An 18688-nucleotide genomic window follows, 5' to 3' on the forward strand; every position below is an offset into this window, starting at 1 on the left:
CCGATCAACCACCGGTGAGCTGCGACGCCGACGGCACCTGATCCTTGACCTCGGCGCCCGCGCTCTTGCCGGCGTCCTTCACCTTGTTGATGACGTCGTCGAAGGCGCTCGCGGCGGCGTCGGTCCCGTCGCCCTTGCGCAGCTTGGAGGGCAGGCCCTTGAGCGCTTCGATGCCCGCGGTGAGCGGGGCGATGGCCTTGGAGAGCGTCGGGTCGCCCTCGGCGTTCTTCGCGGCCGCCTTGAGGCGGTTGTACGCGAACGTGCCCGCGAGTCCCGCCTTGACCAGGGCGAGCGTGCGCCCCTTCGCGCCCTTCTTGAACTTGCCGGCCTTCCACGGTTTGACGATCCACTGGTAGGTGGCTCCGGCCGCGAGCCCCGCGTTCGCCACGAAGCGGGTCTTGGCGAACTTCTGCTTCTCCGCGGAGGTCGTGGGACTGGGAGTGGCTGCCACGGCCACGGCGGCGGTGTCCTTCGAGGCGCTGTCACTGCCACAGGCGGTGGCGCCGGCGAGCAGGGCGCAGGACAGGGTGAGCGCCACGATCAGGCGCCGTATGGGTACGGGCACGGGGACCTCCGGGAAGGGAACGGTTCCCCCTGATCAGGGACAGAGTTCTCCCTGCACAGGGACATGGTTCTCCCTGGACACGGGAGAACACGGCTCTCCCGGCAGCCTCACCCCGTCCCGGCGACTGCGCCACTTGAGCGAACCCGTTCGGGTTTCACCCACGCTTCGCTGGCTACCCGCCGGGTATGTCCCCTCGATATCGCAACGGCTCGAATCAGGCGGGGACGGTCATCGCGATCGTCGCGGACGTGATGGCCGTCATCCTCGGTCTGTGGATCCTGATGTATCTGCTGGACGCCAACCGCGCCAACGACCTGGTGCAGTTCGTCCATGACGCGGCCGCCTGGCTCGCCGGCTGGTCGCGTGACCTGTTCACCTTCGACGATGCCTGGGCGCGGGTCGTCGCGGGCTACGGCCTGGCGGCCGTCGTGTACCTCTTCGTGGGCCACGCGATCGCCAACCGTATGCACCGCCACTGAGCCTCCGGGAAAGTCCGGAACGTCACTACGCGCAGCAGTCGGGGTCCAGGCCCCACGGGAGGCGTTCGCCGCCGAAGACCGCGCAGGTGGGCTCGTCGCCGCCCAGCGCGGCGACGGCCAGCAGGAGTGAACCCGCGGTCCAGGCGGTGAGTTCCTCGGGCCAGATGGCCTGGTCCTCGAAGACGTAGCCCGTCCAGTACAGACCGGTCTTCGGGTCGCGCAGGTGCTGGATGGACTGGAGGATCTCCAGGGCGCGGTCGGACTCGCCCACCGCCCACAGGGCGAGGGCGAGTTCGGCCGATTCGCCGCCGGTCACCCACGGATTGGGGACCACACAGCGGACGCCGAACCGGGGGACCACGAAGCGGTCCCAGCCCTCCTCGATACGGGACTTGGCCTCGGCGCCCGTCAACGCGCCGCCGAGCACCGGGTAGTACCAGTCCATCGAGTAGCGGTCCTTGTCGAGGAACCGCTCGGGGTGGAGCCGGATCGCGTGCCGCAGCGCGCCGACCGCCAACTCCCAGTCGGGCTGCGGCTCTTCCCGCTGTTCGGCGATGGCGAGCGCACAGCGCAGCGCGTGGTGGATCGACGAACTCCCGGTCAGCAGCGCGTCGTTCACCGCCGTACCGTCGTCCTCACGCTTCCAGCCGATCTGCCCGCCGGGCTGCTGGAGCCCGAGCACGAACTCCACGGCCGCGTAGACGGCCGGCCACATACGGTCCAGGAACGTGTCGTCACCGGTCGCCAGGTAGTGGTGCCAGGCGCCGACGGCGATGTACGCGCAGAAGTTCGTCTCGCGGCCGCGGTCGGTGACCTCCTCGAAGTCCCCGTCGGCGTACGCCGCGTACCAGGAACCGTCCGTGTTCTGGTGCCTGACCAGCCACTCGTACGCACGCTCCGCCGCCTCGTGCTCCCCCGCCGCGTCGAGCGCCATGGCCGCCTCGGTGTGGTCCCACGGGTCGAGGTGGTGCCCACGGAACCACGGTATGGCGCCGTCCGGGCGCTGCACCCCGAGGAGCCCGCGCACCGTGGCGGCAGCCTGCTCGGCGGTGAGGACCCCGGGCAGGACGAGGTGTTCTGTCCGGGGGGTGGTCACTTGGCTTCCACCAGGGGGAGGTGGGGCTTGGTCGCGTACGCCACGAAGCTCTTGCCGATCAGCGGGTTCAGCGCCTGCTCGGCGACCCGCGTGGCCAGGGGTTTCTTCATGATGTCCCAGACCAGAAGCTTGTGGTACGCCCGCACGGGCAGCGCCTTGTCGTTGTCGACGCCGAACGCGCACTTCAGCCACCAGTACGGGGAATGGAGGGCGTGCGCGTGGTGGGTGCCGTAGGGCTTGAGGCCGGCCTCGCGGATCTTCGCCAGCAGTTCGTCCGCCTTGTAGATGCGGATGTGGCCGCCCTCGACCTCGTGGTACGCGTCGGACAGCGTCCAGCAGACCTTCTCGGGGCCATAGCGCGGAACGGTGATCGCGATGCGGCCGCCCGGCTTCAGCACGCGGACCATCTCCGCGAGGACGCCCTTGTCGTCCGGGATGTGCTCCATGACCTCGGAGATGATCACGACGTCGAAGGACTCGTCGGGGAAGGGCAGCGCCAGGGCATCGCCCTCCATCGCCGTCGCGGTGGCCCCGGCGGGCGCCTCGCCCGCCTCCTTCATCGCCGCGAACCACTTGGCGACCTCGCGGATCTCCTCGCCGTTCTGGTCAAGGGCGACGACCTGCGCTCCCCGCCGATAGCACTCGAACGCGTGCCGGCCGGCACCACAGCCGAGGTCCAGGACGCGGTCCCCCGGGGCGAGCGGGAACCGGGAGAAGTCGACGGTCAGCACGTGGCCCTGCTTTCGCGGTTGGCTACAACTAGTTCTTCGGGGGCGTCCGGGGCGGGGGCTTCGGCCCCCTTGATGGCCGCGGAGCGGTCGGGAGGCGTGGGTGCGGAGCGGTTACCTGCCGTGGAGCGGCGGAAGTCGTCGCCCGCGGAGCGGCGGGCAGCCGCGCCGGCGGAGCCGGCCATTGCCTCGCGGTACTGGGCCACCGTGCCCTCGGCGGCTCGGGCCCAGGTGAAGCGCTCCAGTACCCGCTCACGGCCGGCGACGCCGAGACGTACCCGCAGCTCCGGGTCGCCGAGCAGCCGGCTCAGACCCGCGGCCAGTGCGCCCGAGTCGCCGGGCGGCACCGCGAGGCAGGTCTCGCCGTCGGGCCCCGCGACCTCCGGGATCGCCCCGCCGGTCGTGGCCACCAGCGGTGTGCCGGTCGCCATGGCCTCCGCCGCCGGGAGGGAGAAGCCCTCGTACAGCGACGGCACGCAGGCGACCTCCGCCGAGCGCACCAGGTCGACCAGTTCCGCGTCGGAGATCCCCTTGACGAACTCGACGGCGCCTTCGAGTCCGTACCGCTCGATGGCCTGGGCGACGGGTCCGTCCTCGGCGCGCTTGCCGACGACGACGAGGTGGGCGCCGGGGTGCTCGGTGCGCACCTTCGCGAGCGCCTCGACGAGGAAGACCAGGCCCTTGAGCGGCACGTCCGCGCTGGACGTCGTCACGATGCGGCCCGGCACCTGCCGTACCGCCGGATCCGGCGAGAAAAGGTCGGTGTCCGCACCGATGTGCACGACGTGGATACGGTCCTGAGCCACACCCAGGTGATCGACGATCTCCTGGCGTGACGTACCGGAGACGGTGAGCACGGACGGCAGGCGGCGCGCGACGCGCTTCTGCATGCGCGTGAAGGAGTACCAGCGGCGTACGGACGCGCGGCGCTGCCAGCCCTCGGCGGCGTCCAGCTCCAGCTGCCGGTCGACGGTGATGGGGTGGTGGATGGTGGTCACCAGCGGCGCGCCCACGTCACCCAACAGGCCGTACCCGAGGGTCTGGTTGTCGTGCACGACGTCGAACTCGCCGCGGCGGGCACGCAGATGGCGCCGGGCGCGCAGCGAGAAGGTCAGCGGCTCGGGAAAGCCCCCGGTCCACATCGTGCCCACCTCGAGCGCGTCCACCCAGTCCCGGAACTCCTGGCGCTTCGGGGTGCGAAAGGGGTCGGGCTGGCGGTACAGGTCGAGGCTGGGCAGCTCGGTGAGGCTCAGCTCGGGGAGGCCTTCGTCCAGCACGGGATAGGGCTGGGAGCCGATGACCTCGACCCGGTGGCCGAGGCGGGCGAGCTCGCGCGAGAGGTGCCGTACGTAGACGCCCTGGCCGCCGCAGAACGGGTTTCCCTTGTACGTGAGGAGCGCGATGCGCAGAGGTCGGTCCCCGTCGGCAGCCGCGCCCTCCCCGGGGCCCGCCTCCATGGCCTCAGCGGTCACTTACGGCCCCCTTCTCCCTGCACTTTCCCGCGAGATTACGCCGGGACGCTAATCTAGAACAAGTTTCAGACTTGATCGTTCAAGGAGCACTGAATCTACCGGCAGGTAGCGCCGCTGTGAGCGGTGGATCAGGTGATTCACGCCACGACGGAATGGCGGGGTCCGATGATTCGCGATAGGGGTCTTCCCTGCTCGAGCGAGGCCGAGAGCTTGGGGAAAGCCGGAAGCCCTGCCATGCTGACTCGTCGCTCCCTCTGATGTCACGGAACGGACCCATGCCTGCGGAAGCCAAGGCGGACTCGAAGAACGCGCGGTCGGCGTCGCAGCCGTCCACGCCCCTCTCCACGCACTCCTCCACCCCGCACCCCGCCACTCCCCCGCTCACCGAGCGGCAGGAGGCACGCCGCCGCCGGATCCTGCGCGCGAGCGCGCAGTTGGCCAGCCGGGGCGGCTTCGACGCCGTGCAGATGCGCGAGGTCGCGGAGTCGTCGCAGGTCGCCCTGGGCACGCTGTACCGCTACTTCCCTTCGAAGGTCCATCTGCTGGTCGCCACGATGCAGGACCAGCTGGAGCACATGCACGGCACTCTGCGTAAGAAGCCGCCGGCCGGGGACACGGCGGCGGAGCGGGTGGCGGAGACCCTGATGCGGGCGTTCCGCGCCCTGCAGCGGGAGCCGCATCTCGCCGACGCCATGGTCCGCGCGCTCACCTTCGCGGACCGCAGCGTCAGCCCCGAGGTCGACCAGGTCTCCCGGCAGACCACGGTGATCATCCTCGACGCCATGGGCCTCGACGATCCCACCCCCGCCCAGCTCTCCGCCGTCCGCGTCATCGAGCACACCTGGCACTCGGCCCTGATCACCTGGCTCTCCGGCCGGGCCTCGATCGCTCAGGTCAAGATCGACATCGAGACGGTGTGCCGCCTGATCGACCTGACGGACCCGGGCGCACAGGACTAGGGCTGCTGTGAAGGCCGGGCTTGGTTGCAGGTGATCACGCGCTGAAGGACGCGGTGACAACGAACAACCAGTGGTCCGGGCTTGAGCCGGATGTCCCCTAGCGGGGGACGAAGCGGTCGACCAGAAGCGTGAGGCGGTCGGCGACCCGGTCGGCGGGCAGGCGTCGGGCACGGGTGAGGGTGACCAGTCCGTGCAGTGCGGCCCAGAACGTCTCGACGAACAACCCCGGGTCGTCCGGGTGCGCGTGGTCGACAAGTGGGTCAAGGAGGGCCTGGAACGCCGCGCGGAGCGGGGCGGGCGTGGTCTCCTCGGCGAAGGGGAGGCCGTTGTCGAGGCTGAACATCGCGTCATACAGGGCTGGATTGCGCGCGGCGAAGTCGGTGTAGGCCCGGGCCAGTGCCGCCACCGCCTCCCGGCCGGCGGTCCCTTCGGGCACCGCGGCGCGCAGCGCGGTCGTCAGCTCGGCGAACCCCTCCAGCGCGACCGCTCCCACGATCTCGCTCTTGCCCCGGAAGTGGCTGTAGAGCACGGGCTGGCTGTACTCGATCTGCTCGGCGAGGCGGCGCGTGGTGAGGGCCTCCCATCCGTGGGTCTCGGCGATTTCGCGGGCTGTGGCGACGATCAGCCTGTGGCGGTTGGCCCGCTCGCGTTCTTTGCGTTCACGTACCGACATGCCTGAATTCTAGCATCGCTAGACAATCAAGCAATGACATGTCTAGCATCGAATCGGAATCTAGCGTCGCTAGGACAGCATTCAGGAGGAGACATGCAGGACACACTGGCCGTGCTCACGGTCGTCGTGGTCGGGATGATGGTGGGCGTGGAGTTCGCGGTGGCGGTGTTCGTCAACCCGATCCTCGACCGGCTCCCGAACGATGGTGGACTTGACGCCCGCAGTGACGGGGCACGCGTCCTCGGCCGGGTCATGCCGTTCTGGTACATCGGCTCGGTCGTCCTCGGCGCGATCTGGGCCGCACTGGCGTGGGGCGGCGACGGCGCGTCGCTCGTCACCGCGGGCACAGTGCTGCTCGTGCTGAGCGTGGTGATGTCGATTCTGTTGCTCGTGCCGATCAACTCGCGTGTCGCGACCTGGTCGCACGAGGGCGTGCCCGCGGACTGGAAGCAGCAGATGGGGCGGTGGGACCGGTTCCACTATGTCCGCGTGGGCGTCATCGTGCTCGCCTTCGCGCTGTTCGCCGTCGCCCTGGCCTGAGTCTGTTGCGACAGCGGATCCTGATCATGAATGATCACGGCGGCCGACCGCCGCCCTGGGCGCCGACGGCGCGCAGGGCGGCAAAAACCTACGAGACGGGTTCCCTTCGCCGGTATTACCCGGATCAGGTAATGGGGGTCGCCTTCCGGTCTGACTGCTACCTTCCGGCCTCTCAGCCCGACCGTCGACGTCGGCCCCAGCGGATGCCTAAGCGTCTCGCCAAAGTCGGCTACTCCGGTTGGACTCCCTCACTCGCCCCGTAGGCAATAACAGGATATAACGTCCACGGCAAGACAGAACCCCCTAAAAGGGAGATTTTTTTCTTCAGTCCTCCGGAGGGAACACCGGCTCCCCGCTCCCCAGCAGCGTGATCATGATGGCCTCCACCGGGCAGCCCTCCGCCGCCTTGAGGATCTTCTCGTTGGCGTCGGTCTCCGGTTCGACCGGGTGGGACTGCATACCGGCATCGAGGCGGAAGGCGTCCGGGGCCTGGTGCACGCACTGGGCGGAGCCGATGCACACGGAGCGGTCGACCTCCACCTGCCAGCGGTCGCCCATGCTCACGCCTCCCAGCCGGCCGGCAGATGGATCATCTTGTGCTCCAGGAACTCGCCGTACCCCTCGGGGCCGAACTCCCGCCCCAGACCCGAGTTCTTGTAGCCGCCGAAGGGGCCGAGCATGTCGAGGCTGAAGGTGTTGACGGAGTAGGTGCCGGTACGGACCTGCCGGGCGACGTCGATGCCATGGGCGACATCGGCCGTCCAGACGCTGCCGCTCAGCCCGTAGTCCGAGTCGTTCGCGATCTTCACGGCCTCGGACTCGTCGCCGTACGGGAGCAGGCAGATCACCGGGCCGAAGATCTCCTCCCGCGCGATCCGCATGGAGTTGTCGACGTCGCCGAAAAGGGTCGGCTCGACGTACCAGCCGCGGTCGAGCCCGTGCGGACGGCCGCCGCCGGCGAGGATCTTGGCGCCTTCCTCCTGGCCGATGCGGATGTAGTCGAGGTTGCGCTGCTGCTGGCGCCTCGCGACCAGCGGGCCCACCTGGGTCGCGGGGTCCAGCGGGTCGCCGACCACCAGCGCGCTCGCCGCCGCCGCGAAGGCGTCCGCGAACTCGTCGTAGCGCGAGCGCGGCACAAGGATGCGGGTCTGGGCGACGCAGGCCTGGCCGTTGTTCATCCAGGCCGCCGAGACGATGCCGGGAACGGATGTCTCGATGTCGGCGTCCGGGAGCACCACGGCCGCCGACTTGCCGCCCAGCTCCAGGGTCACGCGGGTGAGATTGCGCGACGCGACCTCCATGACGCGCTTGCCGGCCGCGACCGAGCCCGTGAAGGAGACCTTGTCGATGCCCGGGTGTCCGACCAGGTGCTCGCTGACCTCGCGGTCCGCGGGGAGGATCGACAGCACGCCCTCGGGCAGCCCGGCCTCCTTCGCGATCTCGCCCAGCAGATAGGCGTCGAGCGGCGACTCGGGCGACGGCTTCAGTACGACGGTGCAGCCGGTCAGCAGCGCGGGCGCGAGCTTGGCCGCCGCCACGAACTGCGGGACGTTCCAGGGGACCACGGCCGCGACGACCCCCACCGGCTCGCGCCGGACGAGGATCTTCCCGAGGACTCCGTCGCGCGTCTCCTCGTACGTGTAGGTGCGCGCGACCGTGATCGCCGCGTCCCACACCATCATCGCGCCGAGGGCCTGCGCGAGGACGCTCCAGGAGTACGGGGAGCCGTTCTCGGAGGAGATGACGCGGGCGATCTCCTCATGTCGTACGGCGATCGCGTCCTTGATCCGGGTGACGACCTCGATCCGCTCGTCGAGGCTCATACGCGGCCAGGGGCCCTCGTCGAACGCCTTGCGCGCGGCGGCGACGGCCCGGTCGACGTCCGCCGTCGAAGCATGCGGCACGCGACCGATGACCTCTTCGGTGTGCGGCGAGATCACCTCGATGACGTCCTTGCCCAGGGGGTCCGTCAACTCCCCGCCTATGAACAGCTGTCCGTGTTCCACGAGCTCGGTCATGACCGACTGCCTCCCGGGGGGACCGTTCCCTGACGATTCTCTGACGCTTCATCAGATATGAGAACTGATACCAGTTCCAGTCAGCGGAGTCCACGGGCCGGACATCGGGCACGGAGAGAGAACGGTCGACTTGGGCACCCATTGGAATCTGTTCTAGTTATAGTGGCCGGGCAGACCGGACAGTGACCGGAACACGGCGATTGGTGGGAGCCCATGACGCAGGTGACCGATCACGGCGGGGGCGTACGCGATCACGGCGGGGGCGTACGGTCGATCAGTGTCCCCATCCCGGACAACCCCCTCGGCCACACCCTGGTGTACGTCGTGGACAGCGACCGCGGCCCCGTCCTGATCGACACGGGCTGGGACGACCCCACCTCGTGGGACACCCTCGCCGAGGGTCTCACCGCCTGCGGCACCTCCGTCGCCGAGATCCACGGCGTGGTCATCACCCACCACCACCCGGACCATCACGGTCTGTCGGGCAAGGTGCGCGAGGCGTCCGGGGCCTGGATCGCGATGCACGCGGCGGACGCCTCGATCGTCCGGCGGACGCGAGAGAACCGGCCCGAGCGCTGGTTCGCCTACATGGCGGCCAAGCTGGCGGCCTGCGGCGCGCCCGAGGAACACGTGGCGCCCCTGCGCGACGCCAGGACGTCGGCCCGCCCGAGCACCCTGCCCGGCTTCTCCCCCGCCCTCCCCGACCGCGAGATCGTCCCCGGCGAGCTCCTCGCCCTGCCGGGGCGCCGCCTGCGCGCGATCTGGACCCCCGGCCACACGCCCGGCCACGTCTGCCTCCATCTGGAGGAGGACCATCCCGCCCGCCTCCCGGGCCACGGCCGCCTGTTCTCCGGCGACCATCTCCTGCCGAGGATCACCCCGCACATCGGCCTGTACGAGGATCCGGACGACGTCACCGTCACCGATCCGCTCGGCGACTACCTCGACTCCCTGGAGCGCGTCGGCCGCCTGGACCCCGCCGAGGTGCTCCCGGCCCACCAGCACGCGTTCGCCGACGCCCCTTCCCGCGTACGGGAGTTGCTCACCCACCACGAGGAACGCCTCACCGGACTGCTGACCCTCCTCTCGACGCCACTCACTCCCTGGCAGCTCGCCGAACGCATGGAGTGGAACCGGCCCTGGGACCAAATCCCGTACGGATCACGCAACATCGCGGTCTCCGAGGCCGAGGCCCATGTGCGGCGGCTGGTGAAACTGGGGAGGGCGGAGGCGGTGACGGGGAGCGATCCGGTGACGTACGTGGCGGTGTAACGCGTTGGCCGCACCGGGCGCGCGGCTGCCGGCAACGGCGTCATGGATGGCCTCGAACAACTCCTCGCCGAGCGGGCCCCGAGCGGCTCGGCCTGGACTTCTTCCGCCGCCTCGACCTCGGTGAACCGGCCTCCGTGGCCGAGTTGTCCATCGACCGGATCGGGCACTACGAGGCACTACGAGGTCACCTTCCACCGGGTCGGCGACACCTGGCTGCTCGCCTCGCACACCCTGTTCCTGCCGTTCGACGGGCCGACACCCCCGTCAGTAACCCCGGACCTCGTCAGCAGCCGTGCGCCGCGTAGTCCAGCCCCTCCTCGTACGGCATGGCGAGGCCCTCCTCGTACGCCTTCTCGTACTCCGTGTCGCCGATCTCGTCGCGGACGCGGAGTTCGTGGCGGCGGCGGGTGGCGATGAGGTCGGGTGAGTCCATCTGGGCGCGGCCGGTGAGGTCCCAGACGCGCTCGCCGATGCCGAGGAGGCGGGCCGCGCGGTGGCCGTCGCCGGCCGCGACGACGCCGGCGGCGAGCACGTCGAGGGCCATGGCCGCGCCGACGGTGTTGTGCAGCAGCCCGTGCCCGGCCAGGGCGGTACGGGCGTTGCCGACCGCCGCGCGGACGTCGCCGCGGGCCAGGTCCGCCTGGGCCACGATCCCGTCGGCGAAGGCTCCCGCCCACGACTCGCCGCACGCCACGCTGGCCGAGCGCACCTCCTCGGCCACCGCACGCGCCCGCTCGTGGTCGCCCCGCAGCATGTGGGAGAAGGACAGCGCCACGCGGACCTGGAGCTGGGCGGCGCCGAACCCGTCCTGCCGGATGGGCAGTCGGGGCGTGCCGGACAGCACGTCGATCGCCTCGGACAGCTTGCCGCTCAGGGCCAGTTGACCGCCGATGAGGTACGCGGCGGCCACCACCGCCACCGGATCGCCCTGGTCCCGCGCCGCGTCGGCGCACCGCACCGCCCAGTCGGCGGCGACCTCCAGGTCGCCCTGGAGCAGTGCCACCGCGCCGCGCGCCCACAGGGCGCGGGTGCGGTCGGGGCCAGGCGCCGGATCGGTGGCGAGCGCCAGGTCGAGGCAGTGCTGGGCGTCGCGCAGATAGCCGCAGTGCCGCCAGAGGAAGCCGATGTCGGCCGCCATCTCTACGGCGACGCGTCCGTCGGGTTCGGTGAGTGCCCAGTCCATGGCGGCGCGGAGGTTGGCGTGTTCGGTGAGGGTGCGCTCGCACCACGCCACCTGCCGACCGGTGTTCCACTCGGCGCAGCCCTCACGGGCCAGGCGCCGGTAGTGGTCGCGGTGGCGCAGCCGTACGGCGCGTTCCTCGCCGAGCGCGCGCAGCCAGTCGGCACCGAACTCCCTCACGGTGTCGAGGAGTCGGAAGCGGTCCGGGTCGGCGCGGTGGCGGCGCACGATGGACTGCTCGACGAGCCGGGCGAGCAGATCGGCGATCCGCCCGGCGGGCAGCGGGCCGCCCGCGCAGACCTCCTCGGCGGCGCGCACGCAGAATCCGCCCGCGAACACCGAGAGACGGGCCCACAGCAGCCGTTCCAGCGGTGCGCACAGTTCGTGGCTCCAGCCGATGGCCGTACGCAGCGTCTGGTGGCGGGGCGGTCCCTCGCCGTCGCGTGCGGCGAGCAGATCGAGCCGGGACGGCAGGCGTTCGCCGAGGCGGTCGTGCAGCTGGTCCAGGGAGAGCTCGGAGAGCCGGACGGCGGCGAGTTCGATGGCGAGCGGGATGCCGTCGAGGCGACGGCAGACGGCTTCGACCGTGGCGCGGTCGGTGTCGTCGAGAGCGAAACCGGCGGCGGCCGCGCGTTCGGTGAACAGGGCCACCGCGTCGTCGGCCACCGGCAGCGGGTCCAGGTACAGCACGCGTTCGCCGGGCAGGCCGAGTTGCTCGCGGCTGGTGACGAGGATGCGCAGCCCCGGCAGGACCGGCAGCAGCGCCTCGGCGAACGCCACGCAGTCCGCGAGGACGTGCTCGCAGGAGTCGAGGACCAGCAACAGCCGCTTGCCCTCGGCCCATTCGGCGACCACCTCGGTGACCGGCCCCGTCGACTGGTCCGCCAGCCGCAGCGCCTCCACGACGGCCAGGCCCACCAGGCCCGCGGTGTGCAGCGGGGAGAGCTCCACCAGCCACACGCCATCGGGGTACGCGTCCCGGACCCGGCCCGCGGCCCGCAGCGCGAGCCGGGTCTTGCCGACGCCACCAACCCCGACAAGACTCACCAGCCGGTCGATCCCGACCCCGGGATCCAACTCCTCGTCCAGCCAGTCGAGTTCGTCCCGTCGCCCGACGAAGCTCCGCGTCTCCGGGGGCAGATTGCCGGACCGTCCACCGCTCGTCTTGTCAGACACGTGGACCAGTCTGACCGGGTCGCACCCCCGCGATGCCCGTCTCCGGCAACTCGGACAGAAAGGCCGCAACACCTCATCACTTCCGGGCACCTTCCGACGAGATGCGATCAACTCCCTGTTGACGAGGGTGCGGAGGGCGATATTCGGAGATTGTCGGGGGATGGGCGAGAGGGAGCAGGGGGACGGATGGCCGCCAGGGGCGGGGGCGGGCGTGGTGACGGCGACTTGGGCACGGGGGTCGGGAGCACGGGCGGTGACTCTGGTGCGGGCGTCGAGGACGGCGGTGACGACACGGGCGCGGGTGGCGAGGGCCGGGGTGACGACACGACCGCCGGTGCCGAGGGCCGGGGTGACGACACGACCGCCGGTGCCGAAAGCCGGGGTGACGACACAGCCGCCGGTGCCGAAAGCCGGGGTGACGACACGACCGCCGGTGCCGAAAGCCGGGGTGACGACACGGCCGCCGACGTCGGCGGCAGGAGCGGCGACCTGACCGCGGACGTCGATGCCAAGGACGGCGACTTGGGCGCGTGGGCCGGTGGCCGGGGTGACCACACGGGCGCGGACGTCGGCGCCAAGGGCGGCGGCATGGGAGCGGGGGGCGGTGGCCGGGGTGACAACACGGCCGCCGACGTCGGCGGCAAGGGCGCGGTGGTCGGTGGTCGTGGCAGTGACCTGATCGTGGGTTCCAGGGGGCGAGGTGACGAGCTGGCCGCGGAGGTCGATGGCACGGGTGGCGACTTGAGCGCGGGGGTCGGTCGTGGCAGCGACCTGGTCCCGGGCGTCGGCGTCAAGGACGGCGACACGGCCGCAGACGTCGGCGTCAACAGCGGCGGCAAGGGCGCGGTGGTCGGTGGTCGTGGCAGTGACCTGGTCGCGGGTTCCAAGGGGCGAGGTGACGAGCTGGCCGCGGAGGTCGATGGCACGGGTGGCGACTTGAGCGCGGGGGTCGGTCGTGGCAGCGACCTGGTCCCGGGCGTCGGCGTCAAGGGCGGCCACACGGCCGCAGACGTCGGCGTCAACAGCGGCGACACGGGCGCGGTGGCCGGTGGCCGTGGCAGCGACCTGGTCGTGGGCGTCGGCGCCAAGGACGGCGACACGGCCGCAGACGTCGGCGTCAACAGCGGCGGCAAGGGCGCGGTGGCCGGTGGTCGTGACAGTGACCCGGTCGCGGGTTCCAGGGGACGAGGTGACGAGCTGGCCGCGGAGGCCGATGGCAGGGGCGACGACCTGGCGGTGGGCGTCGGGAGGCGTGTGCGGTGGCTGGTGCTGGTGCCGTTGGTCGCCTGTCTGGCGATCGCCGTGCCGGATCTGCTCTTCGAGCGGGTACCGCCGCTCATCGTCCTGCTGCTCATCGGCCCGCTGCTGGCCTGTGTCCGGCTGGGCGTCCGGCACACCGTGCTGGCCTGCTGCTGGTCCGCGGTGCTGGGCCTCGCGATGGGGATCGGCGACCGCACCGTGCAGACCTTCGCGTTCGCCGTCCACTGGAGTGGACTGCTGCTCGGCTGCGCGCTCACCGTGTACGCGGCGCGGCAGCGCGAGCGGCTCGTCGCGACGCTCGCCCAGGCCCGCGAGGTCGCCCGGATCACCCAGGAGGCGATCCTGCGGCCCATCTCCCGCACCCTGGGCGGCACTCAGGTGTGCACCCGCTATCACAGCGCCGCCCGCGAATCGACCGTCGGCGGCGACCTGTACGACGTCGCGGTGACACCGTACGGACTGCGTGTCCTCGTCGGCGACGTCCGCGGTCACGGGCTCGACGCCCTCCGGCTGACCGCCGACACGATCACGGGCTTCCGTGAACTCGCCTACACCGCCCCCGACCTGACGACCCTCGCCGGCGGCCTCGACGCGCGGCTCGCTCCGGAGCTGGGCCCCGAGGACTTTGTCACCGCCGTGCTCGCCGAGTTCGCGCCCGGCGAGGTGCGGCTGGTCAACTGCGGTCACCCGGCGCCCCTGCGCGCCGGCCACCGCATCGAACTCCTCGAACCCCTCGTCCCCACCCCGCCGTTGGGACTGCGCCCCGACCCGCGCCAGTACCGCGTACGGCTCCAGCCCGGCGACCGGCTCCTCCTCTACACCGACGGTCTGACCGAGGCCCGCGACCCGGAGGGCGGCCCCTTCCCCCTCCTCGGCGAGGCCGCGCTCGCCCTGCGCGAACCGCTCCCCGACGAGGCCCTGCACGCCCTGTACGCCCGCCTGATCGCCCACACCGGCTCGGCCCTCGCCGACGACCTCGCCCTGGTCCTGTGCCAGCCCGTGGAGGCGACGGTCCCGGTACGCGTGCCGTGAAGTCATGCGCCCCGTGAAGTACGGTCGCCGGCGGCCCGCCCCGGGCCAGGTGACCGGAGCCCTTCCGCGCGAGCTCCGGGTGACGGACACGGGGACGGCGCCCAGGCTGGAGGGGGCGCCGCGCGAGCTCGCGGCGGATTCGTCGGCACACCCCTCGGCCCCGGCCGATGATTTCGCGGCGCCACAGGAGTCTCAGTTTCCGGACGGCCCCCCTCGGAAGGTGAACCGATGAGCACCCTGCACGACCTCCTCAAGGCGTACGTCGACGACGGCACCGTGCCGGGAGCGGTGGCCCTCGTGGCCCGCGGCGACCGCGTCGACGTACAGGCCGTCGGCTCCGTCGACGTCGAGGGCAGCGCCCCGATGGCCAGGGACTCGATCTTCCGGATCGCCTCGATCACCAAGCCGATCACCACCGCGGCGGTCATGACGCTGATCGAGGACGGCCTGATCGCGCCGGACGAACCGGTCGACGCGTGGCTGCCGGAGCTGGCCAAGCCGATGGTCGTGCGGACCCCGGCCAGTCCGGTCGACGACGTGGTCCCCGCCGCGCGGCCCGTCACCGTCGCCGATCTGCTCTCCTCCCGGGCGGGCTGGGGCTTCCCGTCCGACTTCACGCTGCCGCAGGTCCAGGCGCTGTTCGAAGTGCAGAAGGACGGCCGCAATCCGCAGGCGTACCCGGCGCCGGACGCGTGGGTGGCGGCCCTCGCCCGCATTCCGCTGCTGTACCAGCCGGGCGAAGCGTGGCTGTACGGCACCTGCTCCGACCTGCAGGGCGTGCTGATCTCCCGGGTCACGGGCCGCCCGCTGCCCGAGTTCCTGGCTGAGCGGGTCTTCGAGCCGCTGGGTATGACGGACACCGCCTTCGAGGTGCCGGCGGCCAAGCGCGACCGTTTCACCAGCTACTACCGGGCTGCTCAGACGTCCGCGTCAGGCGGTCTCGAACTGGCCGACGCCCCCGACGGGCAGTGGAGCAGCGTTCCGCCGTTCCCGTCCGGCGGCGGCGGGCTCGTCTCGACGGCCGACGACTGGCTGGCCTTCGCCCGCATGCTGCTCGCCGACGGCACGGCGGGCGACCGTCGCCTCCTCTCTCCCGCCTCGGTACGGCGGATGACCACCAACCACCTCACCGCCGCCCAGCGCGAGATCGGGGCGCTGTTCATGGAGGGCCAGGGCTGGGGCTACGGCGCCCAGGTCGACATCGAACCCACCGACCCCTGGAACGTCCCGGGCCGCTACGGCTGGACAGGCGGCACCGGCACGACGGCCCACATCGTCCCGTCGACCGGCACCGTCACCGTCCTGCTCACCCAGGTCGCCATGGAGAACCCGACGCCCACCCCGCTGATGCGGGACTTCTGGCGCCGCACCGCTCAGTGAAGCAGCGTCCGGATCAATACCTCGGCGTCGCCGAGGAGTTGGACCTCGCTCGTGCTCATCGTCGGATTGGCCGCCCGGCGTCGTCGCGCCTCGGCGAGACCGTCCTGCGTCACGCCGGGCGTGCCCTCGCCGAGCATCGCGGTCAGCGTGTCGCGCGCCACCTCCGCGTACGGCTCACCGCCGACGGCGACCTGGGCGAGGATCACGGCGGACATGCCCCAGTCCAGGCCGGGCGGGCCCTCTTCGGCGTTGGCCCAGTCGATGACCTTCGGACCGTCCGGGGTGAGCATCACGTTGTCGGGGTGCAGGTCCAGGTGCAGGACGCGGACGGCCGGGTCCGCCGAGACCCGGGCGGGCACCGCGTGCAGCCTGCGCAGCAGCCGGGCGAGGGTGACGCCCGCCTCCCGCGGGGAGAGCAGACCGGCGCCGAACGCCTCCAGCATGGTCGGCCCGGACAGCCGCTCCATCACGAGGTCACTGCGGGTCGCCACCCGCACGCCCGGCACCGGATAGCCGTGCCCGCGCACGTGCTCCATCACCGCGGCCTCGGCGGTGGCGTCGCCCCACCCCTCCCGGTCCCGCCGCAGCACCCACGCCTCGTCGATCTCGTAGACGTCCGCCGAACGCCCCGAGCCGAGCAGTCTCCCCGTTCGCATGGACCGAACACTAGGGCCTGTCTTACGGATTGGCCCGGCGTCCGCCCGGGCTCACAGGTGGCCCTCAGATGCTTTCCTACGGCCCGGTAGAGTGAGCGCGTCGTCATCACACCCGTACGGGGGGAAGCCGGTGCAATTCCGGCGCTGACCCGCAACCGTGAACCACCTGCCAGGTGGTGAGCCGGATCGCCTCGGACGGGACGTGACCGGCTCGTGCCACCGGCAGCCCGCCGCTGGCCGGCACCGTCGAGGGATACGGAGCCGGAGCCGCCCGGATACTTCACCGTGCGCGCTGCCCGGCTCCCCGCAGGGAGAGTCATGATTGTTCGCCGCAGCGCCGCGGTACTGGCCGCCACCGTCGTCATCGGTACGGCCGTCGCACCGGCGGCCTTCGCCGCCGACGCGTCCCCCTCTCCCTCCCAGGCGATCCCTTCCGGGCTGTACGGATCCACCGACCCCACGTACGACGGTGTCTGGCGGCAGTCGCTCGCGCTGCTCGCCCAGCACACCGTGGGCGTCAAGCCCGCTGCCAAGGCCGTCGACTGGCTGACCGGACAGCAGTGCGCGAACGGGGCGTTCGCTCCCTACCGCGCCGACGCCACCGCCAAGTGCGACGCCAAGACGATGGTCGACACGAACAGCACGGCCGCCGCCGTGCAGGCCCTCGCCGCGCTCGGCGGGCACGACGCCGGGACGGGCAAGGCCGTCGCCTGGCTGAAGTCCGTCCAGAACAAGGACGGCGGCTGGGGGTACACCGCGGGCGGGGCGAGCGACGCCAACTCGACGTCCGTGGTGATCGGGGCGCTGACGGCCGTGGGCGAGAAGCCCGCCGATGTCTCCAAGGGCGGCAAGTCGCCGTACGACGCCCTGCTGAAGCTGTCGATGCCGTGCGGCGGGGACGGCGAGGGCGCCTTCGCCTATCAGCCGGACAAGAAGGGCAAGCTCGCGGCGAACGCGGACGCGACGGCGGCGGGGGTGCTCGGCAGCCTGGGCAAGGGGTTCGTGGCGAAGGCCGGTGCGTCGTACGACCGCACGCAGTGCGCCACCACCGACTCCCCCGGACCGCAGGACGCGGCGCAGAACGGCGCCGACTATCTGGCCAAGTCGCTGGAGAAGACCCCCTACCTGAAGTCCGCTCTCGCCGGTGCCAAGGACCAGCCCGACTACGGCAACACGGCGGACGCGGTCGTGGCGCTGTCCGCCGCGGGAGCGACGTCGTCGGCGAAGGAGCCCCTCGGCTGGCTGGAGAAGAACTCCGGCGCCTGGGCGGCGAAGGCGGGACCGGCCGCGTACGCCCAGCTGATCTTCGCCGCCCACGCGACCGGCGCGGACCCTCGTCACTTCGGCGGCGCGGACCTCGTCAAGCAGCTCGGCGCGACCGGACCGGCGACGGACGCGTCCGACTACTCGGCCGCCCCGAGCGACGAGAAGAAGAAGGACGACGACAAGGGGCTCGGCGTCTGGTGGATCGTCGGCGTCGGCCTCGTCGCCGGTATCGGCATCGGCTTCCTGATCAGCGGCCGCAACAAGAAGCAGCAGCTGTGATACGCCGTCGGACGCCCGCGCCGGTCCTTGCCCTGACTCTGGCCCTGGCCCTGCTGCTCCTCGTCCTCGGCGGCGCGGGGCAGGCCCGGGCCGTCGGCTACCGCTACTGGTCCTTCTGGGATCTGACCGGCGGGAAGTGGACGTACGCGACGCAGGGCCCGTCGACCGCGCGGCCGTCCGACGGCGACGCCGAGGGGTTCCGCTTCGCGGTGAGCGAGGACTCGCAGGACGCCTCGAAACCGCGCGGGGCGGCGGACTTCGCGTCCATATGTGCGAAGACACCCGCCCAGCAGGGCAAGAAGCGGGTAGCCCTGGTCATCGACTTCGGCACGACGGCGGACGCCCCGTCCGGCGAGACGCCGCCGGCCCCGCGTACGGTGTGCGCCCGCGTCCCCTCCGACGCGACGACGGCCGATGCCCTCGCGTCGGTCGCGAAACCGCTCCGCTACGACACCAACGCCCTCCTGTGCGCCATCGCGGGCTACCCGCGCACCGGCTGCGGCGAACAGGTCTCCGCCCGGAAGCCGACGGCCTCCGCCCGCCCGCAGGCCAAGCCCGCCCACCACGGCCCATCCGTCGGCCTGCTCGCAGGTGTCGCCGCGGTGGCCCTGCTGGGCACGGCGGCCATCTGGCAGGCACGCCGCCGCCGGGGCTGAG

Annotated in this window: 17 protein-coding genes and 2 riboswitches; of the genes, 8 read left to right on the forward strand and 9 right to left on the reverse strand. The window is 71.5% G+C overall.

All coding sequences use genetic code 11. The features are described 5' to 3' along the window. Positions 1–4 precede the first annotated feature (4 nt). On the reverse strand, positions 5–565 hold the full coding sequence (locus AB5J53_RS15565) for a hypothetical protein (RefSeq protein ID WP_369246244.1): 561 nt from the start codon (positions 563–565) through the stop codon (positions 5–7). Between the two features lie 185 nt (positions 566–750). Here AB5J53_RS15565 and AB5J53_RS15570 point away from each other — a divergent pair, with 185 nt between their 5' ends. After that, entirely contained in the window at positions 751–1044 is a 294-nt protein-coding gene (locus AB5J53_RS15570) for a hypothetical protein (RefSeq protein ID WP_369246245.1), read from the forward strand. A 25-nt stretch (positions 1045–1069) separates the two neighbouring features. Here AB5J53_RS15570 and AB5J53_RS15575 read toward each other — a convergent pair whose 3' ends face one another. Genes AB5J53_RS15575 through AB5J53_RS15585 form a run of 3 tightly spaced genes read right to left on the reverse strand, consistent with a single transcriptional unit; the run spans position 1070 to position 4340 of the window. Further along, entirely contained in the window at positions 1070–2140 is a 1071-nt protein-coding gene (locus AB5J53_RS15575) for a prenyltransferase/squalene oxidase repeat-containing protein (protein WP_369246246.1), read from the reverse strand. After that, positions 2137–2871, reverse strand: coding sequence for a class I SAM-dependent methyltransferase (locus AB5J53_RS15580; RefSeq protein ID WP_369246247.1), 735 nt, complete (start codon positions 2869–2871; stop codon positions 2137–2139). The genes AB5J53_RS15575 and AB5J53_RS15580 overlap by 4 nt, the downstream gene beginning before the upstream one ends. Next, positions 2865–4340: a glycosyltransferase family 4 protein gene (locus AB5J53_RS15585; protein ID WP_369246248.1), complete on the reverse strand. Its 1476-nt coding sequence runs from the start codon at positions 4338–4340 to the stop codon at positions 2865–2867. Before AB5J53_RS15585 ends, AB5J53_RS15580 begins: the two co-directional genes overlap by 7 nt. Before the next feature lie 275 nt (positions 4341–4615). On the opposite strand from AB5J53_RS15585, the gene AB5J53_RS15590 reads away from it, so the two are divergent. Then, entirely contained in the window at positions 4616–5299 is a 684-nt protein-coding gene (locus tag AB5J53_RS15590) for a TetR family transcriptional regulator (protein WP_369246249.1), read from the forward strand. 97 nt (positions 5300–5396) lie between these two features. Here AB5J53_RS15590 and AB5J53_RS15595 read toward each other — a convergent pair whose 3' ends face one another. Then, the gene (locus AB5J53_RS15595; RefSeq protein ID WP_369246250.1) at positions 5397–5972 is read right to left on the reverse strand and encodes a TetR/AcrR family transcriptional regulator; all 576 of its coding nucleotides are present in this window, start codon (positions 5970–5972) and stop codon (positions 5397–5399) included. A gap of 93 nt (positions 5973–6065) precedes the next feature. Here AB5J53_RS15595 and AB5J53_RS15600 point away from each other — a divergent pair, with 93 nt between their 5' ends. After that, on the forward strand, positions 6066–6512 hold the full coding sequence (locus tag AB5J53_RS15600; RefSeq protein ID WP_369246251.1) for an anthrone oxygenase family protein: 447 nt from the start codon (positions 6066–6068) through the stop codon (positions 6510–6512). A gap of 84 nt (positions 6513–6596) precedes the next feature. Next, positions 6597–6772: riboswitch (TPP riboswitch) on the reverse strand. A 64-nt stretch (positions 6773–6836) separates the two neighbouring features. On the opposite strand, the gene AB5J53_RS15605 is transcribed toward AB5J53_RS15600, so the two are convergent. Both AB5J53_RS15605 and AB5J53_RS15610 read right to left on the reverse strand, forming a co-directional pair. Beyond that, positions 6837–7070, reverse strand: a complete 234-nt coding sequence (locus tag AB5J53_RS15605; protein WP_369246252.1) for a ferredoxin — start codon at positions 7068–7070, stop codon at positions 6837–6839. A 2-nt stretch (positions 7071–7072) separates the two neighbouring features. Next, positions 7073–8530 (reverse strand): aldehyde dehydrogenase, encoded by a 1458-nt coding sequence (locus AB5J53_RS15610; RefSeq protein WP_369246253.1) that lies wholly within the window; start codon positions 8528–8530, stop codon positions 7073–7075. 213 nt (positions 8531–8743) lie between these two features. Here AB5J53_RS15610 and AB5J53_RS15615 point away from each other — a divergent pair, with 213 nt between their 5' ends. Then, positions 8744–9802 carry an MBL fold metallo-hydrolase gene (locus AB5J53_RS15615; RefSeq protein WP_369246254.1) on the forward strand — a complete coding sequence of 353 codons (1059 nt, stop codon included), beginning with the start codon at positions 8744–8746 and terminating at the stop codon, positions 9800–9802. A 283-nt stretch (positions 9803–10085) separates the two neighbouring features. On the opposite strand, the gene AB5J53_RS15620 is transcribed toward AB5J53_RS15615, so the two are convergent. Beyond that, on the reverse strand, positions 10086–12158 hold the full coding sequence (locus AB5J53_RS15620; protein WP_369246255.1) for an NB-ARC domain-containing protein: 2073 nt from the start codon (positions 12156–12158) through the stop codon (positions 10086–10088). A gap of 186 nt (positions 12159–12344) precedes the next feature. Between AB5J53_RS15620 and AB5J53_RS15625 the strand changes: the two genes are divergently transcribed. Together AB5J53_RS15625 and AB5J53_RS15630 are read left to right on the forward strand one after the other, a co-directional pair. Further along, the gene (locus AB5J53_RS15625; RefSeq protein WP_369246256.1) at positions 12345–14450 is read left to right on the forward strand and encodes a SpoIIE family protein phosphatase; all 2106 of its coding nucleotides are present in this window, start codon (positions 12345–12347) and stop codon (positions 14448–14450) included. A gap of 228 nt (positions 14451–14678) precedes the next feature. Then, the gene (locus AB5J53_RS15630) at positions 14679–15830 is read left to right on the forward strand and encodes a serine hydrolase domain-containing protein (protein ID WP_369246257.1); all 1152 of its coding nucleotides are present in this window, start codon (positions 14679–14681) and stop codon (positions 15828–15830) included. On the opposite strand, the gene AB5J53_RS15635 is transcribed toward AB5J53_RS15630, so the two are convergent. Then, the gene (locus AB5J53_RS15635) at positions 15824–16486 is read right to left on the reverse strand and encodes a phosphotransferase (protein WP_369246258.1); all 663 of its coding nucleotides are present in this window, start codon (positions 16484–16486) and stop codon (positions 15824–15826) included. The genes AB5J53_RS15630 and AB5J53_RS15635 overlap by 7 nt on opposite strands. Before the next feature lie 121 nt (positions 16487–16607). Beyond that, positions 16608–16677, forward strand: a riboswitch (cobalamin riboswitch). A 127-nt stretch (positions 16678–16804) separates the two neighbouring features. Between AB5J53_RS15635 and AB5J53_RS15640 the strand changes: the two genes are divergently transcribed. Together AB5J53_RS15640 and AB5J53_RS15645 are read left to right on the forward strand one after the other, a co-directional pair. Then, a complete protein-coding gene (locus tag AB5J53_RS15640) occupies positions 16805–18031 on the forward strand; it encodes a prenyltransferase/squalene oxidase repeat-containing protein (RefSeq protein WP_369246259.1) in 1227 nt (408 codons plus the stop codon). Then, a complete protein-coding gene (locus AB5J53_RS15645; RefSeq protein WP_369246260.1) occupies positions 18028–18687 on the forward strand; it encodes an SCO2322 family protein in 660 nt (219 codons plus the stop codon). Before AB5J53_RS15640 ends, AB5J53_RS15645 begins: the two co-directional genes overlap by 4 nt. The last annotated feature ends 1 nt before the right edge of the window (position 18688 follow it).

This window comes from Streptomyces sp. R41 (genome assembly GCF_041053055.1).
GTDB lineage: Bacteria > Actinomycetota > Actinomycetes > Streptomycetales > Streptomycetaceae > Streptomyces.